This is a genomic window from Kaistella haifensis DSM 19056 (genome assembly GCF_000735695.2).
In the GTDB taxonomy this organism is placed as follows: Bacteria; Bacteroidota; Bacteroidia; order Flavobacteriales; family Weeksellaceae; genus Kaistella; species Kaistella haifensis.
Map to the genome: position 1 here is coordinate 18,198 of NZ_JASZ02000008.1, position 14,862 is coordinate 33,059.

The 14,862-nt window shown below is 36.7% G+C and carries 10 protein-coding genes; 8 read left to right on the plus strand and 2 right to left on the minus strand.

From position 1 onward, the window contains the following. The first annotated feature begins 3 nt into the window (after positions 1–3). From AP75_RS05260 to purF, 5 genes are all read left to right on the plus strand, one after another. On the plus strand, positions 4–3,699 hold the full coding sequence (locus AP75_RS05260) for a phosphoribosylformylglycinamidine synthase (RefSeq protein ID WP_088263763.1): 3,696 nt from the start codon (positions 4–6) through the stop codon (positions 3,697–3,699). Between the two features lie 131 nt (positions 3,700–3,830). Then, positions 3,831–4,436, plus strand: a complete 606-nt coding sequence (locus AP75_RS05265) for a SatD family protein (protein WP_031504072.1) — start codon at positions 3,831–3,833, stop codon at positions 4,434–4,436. Further along, on the plus strand, positions 4,436–5,137 hold the full coding sequence (locus AP75_RS05270) for a DUF3307 domain-containing protein (protein ID WP_031504073.1): 702 nt from the start codon (positions 4,436–4,438) through the stop codon (positions 5,135–5,137). Before AP75_RS05265 ends, AP75_RS05270 begins: the two co-directional genes overlap by 1 nt. A 37-nt stretch (positions 5,138–5,174) precedes the next feature. Continuing rightward, a complete protein-coding gene (gene purC, locus AP75_RS05275) occupies positions 5,175–5,894 on the plus strand; it encodes a phosphoribosylaminoimidazolesuccinocarboxamide synthase (RefSeq protein WP_031504074.1) in 720 nt (239 codons plus the stop codon). Positions 5,895–5,916: 22 nt separating this feature from the next. Then, positions 5,917–7,407, plus strand: coding sequence for an amidophosphoribosyltransferase (purF, locus tag AP75_RS05280; protein ID WP_088263764.1), 1,491 nt, complete (start codon positions 5,917–5,919; stop codon positions 7,405–7,407). Between the two features lie 73 nt (positions 7,408–7,480). On the opposite strand, the gene AP75_RS05285 is transcribed toward purF, so the two are convergent. Both AP75_RS05285 and aroB read right to left on the minus strand, forming a co-directional pair. Next, positions 7,481–8,101: a porin family protein gene (locus AP75_RS05285; protein WP_031504075.1), complete on the minus strand. Its 621-nt coding sequence runs from the start codon at positions 8,099–8,101 to the stop codon at positions 7,481–7,483. Between the two features lie 311 nt (positions 8,102–8,412). Then, positions 8,413–9,453, minus strand: a complete 1,041-nt coding sequence (gene aroB / locus AP75_RS05290; RefSeq protein ID WP_088263765.1) for a 3-dehydroquinate synthase — start codon at positions 9,451–9,453, stop codon at positions 8,413–8,415. A 90-nt stretch (positions 9,454–9,543) separates the two neighbouring features. On the opposite strand from aroB, the gene AP75_RS05295 reads away from it, so the two are divergent. From AP75_RS05295 to dacB, 3 genes are all read left to right on the plus strand, one after another. Beyond that, complete coding sequence (locus AP75_RS05295; protein ID WP_088263766.1) at positions 9,544–10,713, plus strand: proline dehydrogenase family protein; 1,170 nt, start codon at positions 9,544–9,546, stop codon at positions 10,711–10,713. A gap of 106 nt (positions 10,714–10,819) precedes the next feature. After that, positions 10,820–13,267 carry a replication restart helicase PriA gene (priA, locus tag AP75_RS05300; RefSeq protein ID WP_031504076.1) on the plus strand — a complete coding sequence of 816 codons (2,448 nt, stop codon included), beginning with the start codon at positions 10,820–10,822 and terminating at the stop codon, positions 13,265–13,267. A 117-nt stretch (positions 13,268–13,384) separates the two neighbouring features. Then, entirely contained in the window at positions 13,385–14,833 is a 1,449-nt protein-coding gene (gene dacB / locus AP75_RS05305) for a D-alanyl-D-alanine carboxypeptidase/D-alanyl-D-alanine endopeptidase (RefSeq protein ID WP_088263767.1), read from the plus strand. Positions 14,834–14,862: the final 29 nt, after the last annotated feature.

The window sequence follows — 14,862 nt, forward strand, 5'->3', positions numbered from 1 at the left end:
AGAATGTCTGATAAGAAAAGAATTTTTGTAGAAAAACGTGGAATTTTCGATGTAGAAAGTCCAAAAATTTTTAGTGAAATAAAAACCATCGTTCCTCATATTCAGGATGTGAAAGTTTATAATATTTATGATCTGTTCGGGATTGAAGAAAATGAACTTAACAAAGTGATTTTCAATACTTTTGTAGATCCTGTGGTTGATATTCTTCACACCGAAAATCCTGCTAAAGACCTTCATTTTGCCACCGAATTTTTACCTGGTCAATATGATCAAAGAGCAGATTCTGCCCAACAATGTATCGCTTTGCTCACAGAAAATGAAAATTCAAAAGTGAGAAGTGGAAAACTGATCGAACTTTTTGGCATTACTGAAAATGAAGTTGAAAAAATTAAAAATCATTTAATTAATAAAGTCGAAAGTCAGGAAAAAGATTTGTCCAAACTTGAAATTCCGGCTGAAGAAACTCCAGATCCGGTTATTATTCATGAGGGTTTTATTGATTTTTCTACAGACGAACTTAAGAATTTTTATCATCAACATGGTTTTGCTTTGGGATTTGATGATTTGGAGTTTATTCAAAATTACTTCAAATCTGAAAAGCGAAATCCTACAGAAACCGAACTTAAAGTTCTCGACACTTACTGGAGCGACCATTGCCGACATACCACTTTCGAAACAGCATTAACTGATATTCAGTTTAATGATTCGTTTAAAGATACTTTAGAACGTATTTTTAATGATTATTTAGAGAAAAGAAAATTTCTCGGAAGAGAAGCAAAACCGATTTCTTTGATGGATTTGGCGACGGTTTGTGCGAGATATTTCCACAAAACCGGAAAGCTTGAAAACCTCGTTGTCTCCGATGAAATCAATGCATGTACCATAGAAATTGAAGCTGAATTTGATGGTAAAAAGGAACCTTGGTATCTTTTATTTAAAAATGAAACCCACAATCACCCTACAGAAATAGAACCTTTTGGTGGTGCTTCTACGTGTTTAGGTGGCGCAATTCGTGATCCATTGTCGGGTAGAGCGTTTGTTTATCAGGCGATGCGACTTTCCGGAGCTGCTGATGTTTTAGAACCTATTTCCGAAACTTTAGCCGGAAAACTTCCGCAAAGAACTATCTCTAAACAAGCTGCAAATGGTTATTCATCCTATGGAAACCAAATTGGTTTAGCGACTACTTTGGTGAATGAGATTTACCATGATGGCTACAAAGCAAAAAGAATGGAAGTGGGTTTTGTAGTGGGAGCTGTAAAAAAAGATTGGGTCCGACGGGAGAAACCACAACCTGGAGATTTGGTGATTTTACTCGGCGGAGCAACCGGAAGAGACGGAGTTGGAGGTGCAACTGGAAGTTCAAAAGAGCAAGATGAAACCTCTATCCATACACTTTCCACGGAAGTTCAGAAGGGGAACGCGGTGGAAGAACGTAAAATTCAGCGTTTATTCAGAAATCCTGACGTTACTACTTTAATTAAAAAATCCAACGATTTCGGTGCAGGTGGTGTTTCTGTTGCGATCGGGGAAATTGCTGATTCGTTGGAAATCAATCTTGATATTTTGCCTTTGAAATATGAAGGTCTCAACGGAACTGAACTCGCTATTTCTGAATCTCAGGAAAGAATGGCAGTCGTAATTGAAGCTAAGGACAAAGAAAAATTCATCAAATTCTGTGAAAAGGAAAATATCAAAGCTGTAGAAGTGGCGAAAGTTACCGATTCCGGAAGAATGCAGATGTTTTGGCAAGGCAATAAAATTGTGGATTTAAGCCGCGAATTTTTAGATACCAACGGTTGTGCAAAATCTCAACGTGCAGAAATTTCACATTTGCAAAAGATTAAAAATCAGAATATTGAATTCAATGAAGTAAACTTTTTGAAGGAAATTTCTAGGAAAAATAGTGCTTCGCAAAAAGGTTTGGCAGAAATGTTTGACGCATCCGTTGGCGGAACTTCCGTTGCGATGCCATTTGGCGGAAGATTTCAGGAAACGGAAATGGAAGGAAGTGTACAGACGCTTCCGGTTTTAGACGCGGAAAATATTGAAACTGTTTCTTTGGCAAGTTGGGGTTTTGATGCGGAAATTTCTTCGCAAAACTCGATGATTGGAGCTGCAAATGCGGTCGTAGAGAGCGTTGCCAAAATCGTGGCAATGGGAGGAAAATATCAAAATATCCGTTTGAGTTTCCAAGAATATTTCGAAAAATTGGGAAATCAACCTGAAAAATGGGGCAAGCCTTTAGCCTCGCTTCTGGGTGCTTACGATGCACAAATGAATTTGGAACTCGCTGCAATTGGCGGAAAAGATTCGATGAGTGGAAGTTTCCAGGATATCAATGTACCGCCAACGCTGATTTCTTTTGCTTGTGCAAATGGCGAAAAGAAAAATATCATTTCTCCGGAACTGAAAAAAGCGGGAAACAAATTGTATTTTTTCCAACATGTTCCTCAGGAAAATGGCTTGCCGAATTATGAAAATTTGAAGAAAGTTTTCAATGATATTCATGAAAATATTCAGTCAGGAAATATTGTTTCTGTGAAAACCGTGAAAGATGGCGGAGTAGCGGTGTCATTGGCAAAAATGAGTTTCGGTAATCAGTTAGGAGCGGAAATTTCTTTGCAAGAAGATTTACTTTTAAATAAAAATATTGGAAGTTTAATTATTGAATCTACCTCAGATTTGAAAAATGATTTGTTTCAATTTATTGGTGAGGTTAAAGCTGATAAAGTTTTAATGATTAATGATTTAAAAATTTCTATCTCAAGTTTATTTGAGGCTTACAAAGGAACTTTTGAAGAGCTGTTTCCTACGGTTGAAAAGGAAAAAATTGTGGTAGAACTCGATGAAAAATTCAATGCTACAAAAGCAGAAACCATAATAATTCGAAAACACGGAATTGCAAAACCTCGTGTTTTTGCACCTATTTTTCCGGGAACCAATTGTGAATATGAAACTCAAAATGCCTTCCGAAAAGAAGGTGCCGAAGTTGCCAGTTTGCCGCTGATCAATTTGAATCATCAGCTTCTTAACGAAAGTTTGGATGCGTGGATTTCGCAAATCAATCAGTCTCAAATTTTGGTGTTTTCTGGAGGTTTCTCTGCAGGTGATGAGCCGGATGGTTCTGCAAAATTCATTGTGAATGTTTTGAAAAACGAGAAAATGAAAAATGCTGTTCACGAATTATTGAACCGCGATGGTATGATTCTCGGGATTTGCAACGGGTTTCAGGCGTTGGTAAAATCCGGGCTTTTGCCTTATGGTGAGATTATCGATTTGGATGAAAATTCACCTACTTTGGCGCACAATGCGATTGGAAGACATATTTCTCAAATGGTTGATGTAAAAGTAGTCAACGATCATTCGCCTTGGTTAAAAGGGATGAAAGATCAGGTTTTTACCATTCCGATTTCTCACGGGGAAGGAAGATTTATGGCCTCTGAAGAAGTGATTAAAGAATTGTATGAAAACGGACAAATCGCGACGCAATACATTGATTTTGAAGGTAAAATTGCACACGGAATGCCTTTTAATCCAAATAATTCTTTATTCGGAATTGAAGGTATTGCAAGTAAATCCGGGAAAATTTTTGGTAGAATGGGTCATCCGGAAAGATTTTCGGAAGGTTTGTTGAAGAATATTCCGACAGCCAATTATCATAATATTTTCAAAAATGGTGTGGAATACTTCAAGTAATTAGTGTTTTTTGATTTATGAGGATTTTAAAATTTAAAAATAAATTATAAGTAAATTTCCTTATAAAATAAATTTATTAGCGATTTAGCTTATATTTATGTTTTATAAGGGTAATTGCTTATATTTGTGAAATGATTGCTATTGTTACCGGAGATATTATCAATTCTCAAAATACCGATTCCGAAGTGTGGCTTCCTAAGTTGAAAAATTTATTAGGAAGTTGGTCTGCAACTCCCGAAAACTGGGAAGTTTATCGTGGCGACGAATTTCAGTTAAAATGCAGTGTGGATGAAGTTTTTGCAAAATCATTGATGATAAAATCACTCATCAAAACTTTTGAGAATCTGGATGTAAGATTGGCAATCGGCATCGGAAATGAAGTTTTTCTGTCTGAAAAAATTACCGAATCGAACGGCTCTGCTTACGTAAATTCCGGGCGACTTTTGAATGATATAAAAATCGAAGGACGAACCTTGGCGATAAAAACCGAAAATGATAAAGTGAACCGCGATTTGAATATTCTTTTTAAATGGGCTTCGATCGATTTTGACAGTTGGTCAGTCGCCACTGCGGAAATAATTCACCGCTTGCTGATCAATCCGGAACTTACGCAAGAAGAATTAGCAAAAGAACTTAATATTACTCAATCATCAGTAAGTCAGCGAATTAAGCGATCTAATTTCGATTTGATTCAGGAAACCGATTTATTTTTCAGAAAAAAAATAGCAGAACTCTAATGATTTTTATACCTCTCATATTGGCACATTTGTTAGGAGATTTTCTTCTACAGCCCAATTCGTGGGTTGCTGATAAAGAGCGGAAAAAAGCGGGAAGCGTTTATTTGTATTTGCATATTTTGCTTCACGCGGTTTTGGCTTTTATTTTTTTATGGAATATTGAACTTTGGTGGATCGCTGTAATCATCGGGGTTTCGCATTTTTTGATCGATTGGGCAAAGCTGAATTTTCAAAATGCAAAAACTAAACGAACCTGGTTTTTTGTGGATCAATTGCTTCATGTTTTAGTTATCGTCGCGCTGTCGATGTTGCATTTTCCATATTTCCGGTTGGATGATTTCTTTAATTCTGAATCTTTAAAACTCATCACGGCCGTGGTTTTTTTAACGGTTCCATCTTCTATTTTTATCAAAACATTAATCTCGATTTGGACTCCCGTTACCATAGAACACAGCAAATTACAAACGGAATCCCTTGTTAATGCGGGGAAATACATAGGAATTCTCGAAAGACTTTTGGTTTTTGTATTCATCCTTGTCGACCATTGGGAAGGCGTAGGTTTTATGATTGCCGCAAAATCGGTTTTCAGATTTAGTGATTTGGCAGAAGCAAAACAAAGAAAACTGACCGAATATGTATTGATAGGAACTTTATTGAGTTTCGGAATCGCTGTTTTGACAGGGATCTTAGTTAAAATTTAAATTAAAAATAGTTGAAATAATCAAATAAAAAGTAAAAATGACAAAAGGAGCAATGCTTTATGAAGGAAAAGCAAAACAAGTTTTCGAAACCGATCAGCCGAATGTAGTGATTGTACGTTTCAAGGATGATGCAACCGCCTTTAACGCGCAAAAAAGAGGAAGTGTAGATTTGAAAGGTGAGATGAATAACGCCATCACCACCTTGATTTTCGAATATTTGAATGAGAAAGGAATTCCGACTCATTTCATCAAAAAAATCGATGAAAGAGAGCAATTGGTAAAAAAAGTAAACATAATTCCTTTAGAAATGGTGGTTCGAAACTATTCTGCCGGAAGTATGGCGCAAAGATTAGGGGTGGAAGAAGGTATCAAATCGCCAGTGACTATTTTCGATATTTGCTATAAAAAAGATGAGTTGGGAGATCCGCTTATCAATGATCATCACGCAGTTTTTTTAGGTGCAGCTACCTATGAAGAACTTGATGAAATGTATGAACTTACTTCAGATATCAACGAAATTTTGATCGATCTTTTCGATAAAATGAATATTATCCTGGTCGATTTTAAAATCGAATTGGGAAAAACTGCAGACGGAAAAATTGTTCTTGCCGACGAAATTTCACCAGATACTTGCAGACTTTGGGATAAAGATACCATGAAAAAATTGGATAAAGACCGTTTCAGAAGAGATTTGGGCGAGGTGACAGAAGCTTACGTTGAAATCTACGAACGATTGAAAAAGGTACTGAACAAATAATTTTTTTGGAGACAAGTAAAAAATGAAAGATTTACAACAACATAAAGTAAATTATTTAAACCAGTTCAAAGAAAGAACCTACGGAAGAAATTTGCTGAAATCAGAAGACCCTTTTGATGCACCCTCTGAAGAATGCGGAATCTTCGGGTTGTATTCCGACACCGATTTAGATACCTTTTCGCTTTCGCAGTTTGGGCTTTTTGCATTGCAACATCGCGGTCAGGAAGCTTGCGGAATTTCGGTGATGAAAAACGGAAAAATAGTCAATGTGAAAGATGAAGGTCTCGTGCTCGATGTTTACAAAAACATCCGCGAACCCGAAAATTTCATGGGAAATTCCGCGATTGGACATACCAGATATACTACCGCGGGCGACAAAAAAAAGTATAATTTTCAACCTTTCTTCGCGAAAAACGAATACGACCAAATTATCCTTTCGATTGCTCATAATGGTAATTTGACCAACGCTGAGGTACTCAAAAAAGAACTTGAAGCAGAAGGAGTTGTTTTCAAGGCAACTTCCGATTCTGAGGTAATTTTAAGACTCATTCAGAAAAACTTGGATCTCGGGTTGCGAGGAGCCATCAAAGCGACGATGGAAAAAATTGAAGGTGCTTATTCAGTGGTGGGAATGACGCGAAATAAATTTTTTGCTTTCCGAGATTTTCACGGGATTCGTCCTCTGATTTTGGGAGCGATTGACGAGAAAACCTTCGTTGCAGCATCGGAATCTGTCGCTTTAGACGCTGTTGGTGCGCAATATGTTCGAGATATTTTGCCGGGAGAAATCGTTTATACCAGCGAAAATGAAAAAGGTTTAAAATCTTTCTTGGTTAAAGAAAATTGCGAAAACAAAATCTGTGCTTTCGAATATATTTATTTTGCTAGACCCGATTCTGTCCTGGAAAACATCAATGTTCACGAGATCCGCGAAAAATCTGGGATGAAAATTTGGGAACAAGCTCCTGTAGAAGCTGATATTGTGATCGGTGTTCCCGATTCAGGAGTTCCGGCGGCGATTGGTTTTTCTATTGCTTCGGGTATTCCTTTTCGTCCGGTTTTGATTAAAAATCGGTATATCGGAAGAAGTTTCATCGTTCCAACCCAGGAAATGCGGGAAAGAATTGTGAACTTAAAACTCAACCCAATTCTTTCAGAAATCAAAGGAAAAAGGGTGGTAATCATTGATGATTCGATTGTTCGGGGAACTACTTCGAAGCGTTTGGTGAAAATTTTGAAAGATGCGGGAGTAAAGGAAATTCATTTCCGAAGCGTTTCTCCGCCGATTATTGCGCCATGTTATCTGGGGATCGATACGCCTTCGAAAGACGATTTAATTTCCGCCAATATGTCGGTAGAGGAATTGCGTGATTACTTGGGGGTAGATTCCTTGGAGTTTTTGAGTATGGATAATCTGAAAGTTATCCTAGGAAGTTCCAACCATTGTTTCGGTTGTTTTACTGAAGAATATCCGGTTCCGGCGGGGCCAAACCCTGATTATACTGATGAATAAATAAAAAAAGGTTGGGAAATTTCCCAACCTTTGTAATTTTAAGTGTAATATGAGTGTTGTGTTTTTTCAGCAATTATTTTGCAAATTTATAAGCTAAACCTACTTGGAAAACATTGTTCTTAGAGTCTTTGTAAGGTTGTCCGTAAACATTATCATCCTTTCCGATTTTAGTCATACCCGCTACATATCTAGCAGTAAGACCAAACTGAGGAGTGAAATAGTAACCAGCTCCTAATCCAAGACCAAAATCAAAGGTGTTCAGATTGTCTTTAGCTAACTTTGTCCAGTCATTCACCAAGATATTATTATTACCATCCTTCAGTTTATTATTAGCATTTACCAAAAAGCTAAACTGTGGACCTGCTTCTAAATAAAACTCTGGAGTTGCATTATACTGGAACATTACCGGTACAGAGATATAACCCAAATTAGTACTGTAGGAGTTATTGTCATTTTGTCCGTAAGTAATTTTTGAGCCAAGATCATTGTACAGAACTTCTGGCTGAATGCTGAAGTTTTCTGCAAGCGGAGCATTCATGAATACACCTGCATTAAAACCAATTTTAGAAGAGGTATCACTCAAGGTACCATCCTTGGAAATTGAAGCTACGTTCATACCTCCTTTAATACCAAATTGTTGTGCGAATGTTAATGAACTCATTGCGATTGCTGCACCTAAAAATAACTTTTTCATAATTTTTAAATTTTAATTAATTTTTTTTAAAACTTGATAATCGTTTCTTTTAAAATAAGTAAGCGGATTAATTTTTCAGGCTTACTATCAGAAACGCTTCTCAAATCTCACGTTTTTTAAATTTGTTTTACGAGAGGGATGTTTCAAATGCTGTGCCAAAAAACATAAATTTTACAAAAATTTAAACAATGGTTTAATCATGTTTTTATTTAAAGTGCTAATAATCAATACTATAAATTAATCATTTCTAAATATTTTATGGTGTAAATTTTCTTTAACATTATGTGCAAAATAATATTATTTTCTGCTTTTTACGCCAAACTTTGATAAAAATGCAATGCTGAAATGATGTTTTCTTCCGAAACCGCACAGTCAAATTGGCAATTTCCAATCTTGTCAATCAGTGCAAAACTTATTTTTCCGTCGGAATTCTTCTTATCATTTTTCATTAAAGCCAGCAATTGCTCGGTCGAGAAAGCATTAATGGGGATGAAAGGATAGAATTTTCGGATTTTTTTGATGATTTCTTCTTCAGTTTCCGCGTTGATGAGGTTTTCCAGACAAGAAAGATGCGTCTCGCAAATCATTCCTAGCGCAACGGCTTCGCCATGAGGAATTAGCTGATTGCTTTGCAAAAATAAGCTTTCCACAGCATGACCAATCGTGTGTCCGAAGTTTAATGTTTTGCGGATATTTTGTTCTTTAAAATCAATTTCGACTACATTTTGCTTAATCTTCATCGAAGTTTCTATGAAAGGATAAATGCTCTCTGGATTCAAATTTTCGATAGAACTAAGGTCTTTCCAATGTTTTTCATCCGCAATTAAACCATGTTTCATCATCTCGGCAAATCCGCTTCGAAGCTCAACGAAAGGCAACGTTCGTAGGAAATCCGGGTAAACAAAAATTTGTTGTGGTTCGGCAAAAGTTCCTACAATGTTTTTTAAAAATTGATGATCAATTCCTGTTTTTCCGCCAATAGAAGCGTCGCACATCCCCAAAAGCGTGGTTGGTACATTGATAAAAGGTATTCCACGTTTGTAAGTGGAAGCAACGAATCCTCCCAAATCGGTGATCACGCCGCCGCCAAGATTCAACATTAATGATTTTCTATCGGCCTCAAATTCGGAGAGGATTTCCCAGAGTTGTGTCGCCGTTTCGATGGTTTTCAGTTCTTCGCCTGCTTCAATTTCGATGATTTCAAACGGGATTTCGGTTTCTAAATTTCCCAAAACTGTCGGAAGGCAATATTCATGCGTATTTTCATCAACTAGAATGAAAAGTTTCGAAGGTTTTAAATTCTTTAAAAATTGATTAAGTTGAGAAAAATTCTGGTCTAAAACGGAAATCATATCGAGAAAAATTTTACGCAAAATTAAACTTTAAATTCGTTTTATCAATTCATATAGTATTATTAAATTTGCGCGTATTAAAAAGTATCAATGAGTATTTTCAACAACACAGCATTGGCATTTGCCGACAAATCAGATTATCAGTTAAAAAAAGCTTACTGGATGTTCAAATTAATCGAGCAACCGGCTTTAACCAAAATAGGAACCAGAATTTTGAATTTTACGGTCCACAATAATTTTCCACTTGCCGGTGATTTAGTGAAAGCTACGTTGTTTGAGCAATTTTGCGGTGGCGAAACTAGGGAAGAGAGCATGAAGGCCGTGATCAGAATGTTCAAGCGAGGCGTGGGAAGTATTTTCGATTATTCCATTGAAGGCAAAGAAGAGGAAGAAACTTTTGATGCGGTTTGCCAGGAAATTAAAGATATCGTACGTTTTTCTGTTGGAAATCCTGCGATTCCTTTTATTGTTTTTAAGCCCACTGCTTTTGGAAGAATTGATATTTACGAAGCCGTGGGGAAGGGAACTGAATTGACTGAAAGCCAAAAAGAAGAATGGGCGCGTGTGGTTAAAAGATTTGATGAAGTATGTGAACTTTGCCATGAAAACAACAAAAAAGTGATGGTGGATGCAGAAGAATCTTGGATGCAAGACGCAGCGGATCAGTTGGTCGAAGATATGATGGAAAAATACAACCGTGAAAAACCCATCGTTTGGAATACCATTCAAATGTACCGAACCGGACGCATCGAATATATGCAGGAAAACCTCCAACGTGCGAAAGAAAAAGGATATTATATTGGATACAAAATTGTTCGTGGTGCGTACATGGAAAAGGAAAGAGAAAGAGCCGCCGAAATGAATTATCCGGATCCAATTCAACCCAATAAAGAAGCTTCCGACAGAAATTACAATGCAGCGATCGATTTTGTGATGCAAAATATAGATCGTGTTTCAGGATTTTTCGGAACGCATAACGAGATCTCCACCGAATTGGTGATGAATAAAATGCAGGGAAAAGATCTAGAAAACAGTTCCGAAAGCATTTATTTCGGGCAACTTTACGGCATGAGCGACAATATCACGTACACCCTTGCCGACCAAAAATACAATGTGGCGAAATATTTACCTTATGGCCCGGTGAAAGATGTGGTGCCTTACCTCACGCGCCGCGCCGAAGAAAATACCTCTGTAGCAGGTCAAACCGGCCGCGAATTGTCTTTAATTAGCAAAGAATTGAAAAGAAGAAAAGGAAATTAATCTTTTTTCTTACAATTTTAAATAGATCGGAGTTGGATTTTTTTCCAACTCTTTTTCATTAAATTTGTCTTTCGATGTTGCATGAATTTTCAAAAAATCTATTGAATTGACTTTTGCCCAAATTATTTTACCGCTCAATCTTGCAGGGACTTTCACTTATAAAGTTCCTGATGATTTGGTTGAAATCTTACAACCCGGAATGCGCGTTTTGGTTTCATTTCGTGGCAAAAAAATTTATACAGGAATCGTCACGGAAATCCACGATCGCAAACCCGAAAATTTTGTACCAAAAGAAATTCTGAACATTCTTGATGATTCTCCAATTCTGCCGGAAGAGCAAATTGCTTTCTGGCAATGGATTTCGGAATATTATCTATGCAATTTGGGTGAGATTTATAGATACGCATTTCCTTCCTCATTAAAGCTGGAGAGCGAAACTTATCTAAAATTAAAACCCAATATCACGGTAGATTTTCAGAATTTGGATGTGAATGAAATGTATCTTATTCAAGCTTTGGAGGTTCGGCAATTGATCAATTTAACCGAGATTGAAGCGTTTATCCCGAAAAAAGAAATCGTGAAAACCATTAATTCTTTAATCGACCTTCAATACATTGAAATTGATGAAAAAATTGCAGAGAAATATCGGGCGAAAGAAGTTGCTTACTTGAAAATCAATGAAGTAGAAATTTCAAAACGGAAAATTCCGGAAATTCTTTTGGAGCTGAAACGTTCGCCGAAGCAACAGGAATTGTTTCTTTATTTACTTGAAAAACATACCGAAAATCCCGAAAAAGATTTAAAAAAATCTGAAGTTTTCGAAGTAGGAAATTTTTCGCAGCCACAATTGAAATCTCTGGTGGAAAAAAATTTGGTTCAGGAATATTATCTTCAAAAAGATCGTTTGGAAGTGTACGATGGCGAAATAGAAAATATTGAAAAGCTCACGGAAACCCAGTTGCAGTCGAAGAAAGAGATTGATGAAGCTTTCGAAATCGGAAAAAATGTTTTGCTCCACGGCGTGACTTCTTCGGGGAAAACGCATATCTATTTAGAGAAAATTGAAGAAACAGTTTCCGAAGGAAAAAACGTCCTTTTTTTGCTCCCGGAGATTGCACTTACCAAACAAATTGTACAGCGGTTAGAAAAAAAATATGGTAAAGAACTCGGTTTTTATCATCAAAAACTGACGGATTTTGAGAAGGTTGAAGTATGGCGAAAAATAAAGAATAATCAACTGAAAATACTTATTGGAACAAGGAATTCGTTGTTTCTTCCGTTCTCGAATTTAGGTTTGGTTGTGGTTGATGAAGAGCACGATTCTGCGTACAAACCAAGAGAAGTTTCTCCTTTTTTTAATGCAAAAGATGCGGCCCAAGTTTTGGCAAAATTGTATCATGCTCCAGTAATATTGGGTTCGGCGACTCCTTCAGTTGAATCTTACTATTTGGCCAAAACCGAAAAATTGAAATATATTTTTTTATCCGAACGTTTCGGAAAGGTGAAACTTCCTGAATTTGAATTGATTAATTTTAAAGAAGCGCAGGATTCCAAAAAAGTGATTGGGAATTTTTCTCTGCAATTAATCAGCGAAATAAAAACTGAACTAGAACGGAAAAAACAAACCATGATTCTCCACAATCGCCGTGGATACGCCAATGTAGTGGAATGTGAAAGTTGTGGCTATGTGAATTATTGCTCGAATTGTGATGTGGTGATGACGTATCACAAGTTTTCGAATGAGATGAAATGCCACTATTGCGGGCAAAAATCGGCTAAACCGAAAGTGTGTCCGAAATGTCATTCCGAAAATTTGAATGAACGTGGAGTTGGTGTGGAACAGGTTCACGAAGAGGTTTCGCGTCTTTTTCCTGATTCGGAAGTCGACCGAATGGATGTAGATTCGATGCGAAAAAAATTCGCTTATGAAAAATTATACGAAAAAATTGAAAGTGGCGAAACCGATATTTTGGTAGGAACGCAAATGATTTCCAAGGGTTTAGATTTCGATAATATAGAATTGGTTGCGATTCCGAGAGCAGATTCGATGTTGTATGTACAGGATTTTCGTGCGGAAGAAAGGGCTTTTCAGTTGATCACCCAAGTTTCCGGAAGAGCCGGGAGAATTTCCGGAGAAGGAAAGGTTTTGATTCAAACTTATAATCCACAGCATTCTGTTTTTCAATTAATTAAAGATAATAATCAGGAGAAAATCTACCGACATTTCCTGGAAGAAAGGAAAAAATTTCTCTATCCGCCTTTTGTGAAGTTAATCATGATTGAACTAAAACATCGAAAAGAAGATAAAGTGAACCGCGCCTCTCAGTTTTTAGGTTCAATTCTTAGAAAATATCTTCCTGAAGAATGCATTCTCGGTCCGGAAAAATCGCCCATTGGAAAACTGAATTTGATGTATCAATATCAAATTTTGCTCAAATTTCCACGAGGGAAAAAGTATAAGGAATTCAAAAATATTTTACTTCAAAGTTTTGATGAATTTGAGGAAATTACTGCATATCAGAGCATTAAAAAACTGATATTTGTCGACTTTTAACATTTTTTAACATAATTAACTGTGTTTTATAAGGGTGAAAACACGGTAGCTCGGTAATAATTTATATTTTTGAACGTTGAATAAAGAGCATTATTCAGATCATCAAATAAAATGTAAATGATTAGACTTAAAAATATATTGGTCTCGTCTGCTTTTGCGCTATCTGCGATGGCATTCGGACAAGGAACTTTTGCTTCTTCAAACTATCCTCAATCTTACGAAACTCACTCCTCAAATATTTCCGCACCAGAAAAATTAATGTCAGCTAAAGAATTGGTTGACATTAAAATCAATTCGTTAATGAACGATCCGGTGCTTCGAAATGCGAATTGGGGTTTTGTGATATATGATCCTAAAACCAAAAAAGTGGTCAATTCCTACAATGAAAACGCTTCTTTGGTTCCGGCATCTACCACCAAACTTCTAACTACTGAAACCGCGATGAATCTTTTGGGAGAAAAATTTCGTTGGAATACTCAGTTAGAACATTCCGGAACTATTGATGCAGACGGAGTTTTGCAAGGAAATTTGTATATCGTTGGAAGCGGCGATCCATCATTAGGAACTAATAAAGCGGGAGCTTCTTCCTATAGTGCAATCATTGCCGATTTCATGAGCGCAATTTCACAGAAAGGAATTAAGAAGGTTAATGGCGATATCATCATCCAAACTGCGGTTTTCAAAATGAATAAAATGCAAAGTTTGCCCGCGAATATCGTTTGGTTGGAAAATGGAAGCTATTATTTGCCGGTGGGTTCTACCTATGAAATTAGTCCGCAAAATGAGAAATTAATTGCCAAACAAGCCAATCCTTTTGCCGAAAACAAGAACTTTTATTATGTTTCGCCATACATCAACCAAATGGTGTATGCTGATAAGTTTAACGGATCTGGACTTACCACAAAATTGCCCGATGCACCAGCTTATCTTGCCAATAATTTAAGAACGACCATGATCAAAAGAGGTTTGCCTGTAACCGGAAATGTGGTTCCCAGAACGATCGATCTGAATCCTGAAAAAAGAGAGATCATTACCAACTATCAGTCGCCGACTTTATCCGAAATTGTTTATTATACCAATCAACACAGCGATAACGGTTTGGCAGAAGCAACTTTGCGAATGGTGGGTTTTCAGAAAAACGGAGATCAAACTTTAGAAAGCGGTAGGAAAGTAGTGGTGGATCATCTGAAGGAAATTTCTTTTGATACCAACGGCCTGAATTATATGGATGGAAGCGGTTTATCACGAAGCAATTTGGTAACACCCATTTCACAGGCGAAATTTTTAACCAATTTAATGAATGAAAAATATTATAAAACGTATTTTGAATCTTTACCGATTGGCGGACAAACCGGAACGTTGAAGAGAATGTTTTTAGGAAACGGCAACGGACAAATTTTTGCCAAAACCGGTACATTAAATAAAGTAAAAACTTTGGCAGGTTACCTGAAAACCTATAGTGGCAAAACATTGGTTTTCTCTTTGCTCATCAATAATTACGCTGGTTCCGTAGATCAGGTGAAAAGCCGAATGGAACAACTTTTGGAGCCGGCTCTTAATCTTTAGTAAATAATAAATTAATGATATCATTAACC

What these genes read in the sequence shown, in the direction of transcription:
- AP75_RS05260 (WP_088263763.1), top strand. Translation starts at nt 4, where the DNA reads ATGTCTGATAAGAAAAGAATTTTTGTAGAAAAACGTGGAATTTTCGAT.
- AP75_RS05265 (WP_031504072.1), top strand. Translation starts at nt 3,831, where the DNA reads ATGATTGCTATTGTTACCGGAGATATTATCAATTCTCAAAATACCGAT.
- AP75_RS05270 (WP_031504073.1), top strand. Translation starts at nt 4,436, where the DNA reads ATGATTTTTATACCTCTCATATTGGCACATTTGTTAGGAGATTTTCTT.
- purC (WP_031504074.1), top strand. Translation starts at nt 5,175, where the DNA reads ATGACAAAAGGAGCAATGCTTTATGAAGGAAAAGCAAAACAAGTTTTC.
- purF (WP_088263764.1), top strand. Translation starts at nt 5,917, where the DNA reads ATGAAAGATTTACAACAACATAAAGTAAATTATTTAAACCAGTTCAAA.
- AP75_RS05285 (WP_031504075.1), bottom strand. Translation starts at nt 8,101, where the DNA reads ATGAAAAAGTTATTTTTAGGTGCAGCAATCGCAATGAGTTCATTAACA.
- aroB (WP_088263765.1), bottom strand. Translation starts at nt 9,453, where the DNA reads ATGATTTCCGTTTTAGACCAGAATTTTTCTCAACTTAATCAATTTTTA.
- AP75_RS05295 (WP_088263766.1), top strand. Translation starts at nt 9,544, where the DNA reads ATGAGTATTTTCAACAACACAGCATTGGCATTTGCCGACAAATCAGAT.
- dacB (WP_088263767.1), top strand. Translation starts at nt 13,385, where the DNA reads ATGATTAGACTTAAAAATATATTGGTCTCGTCTGCTTTTGCGCTATCT.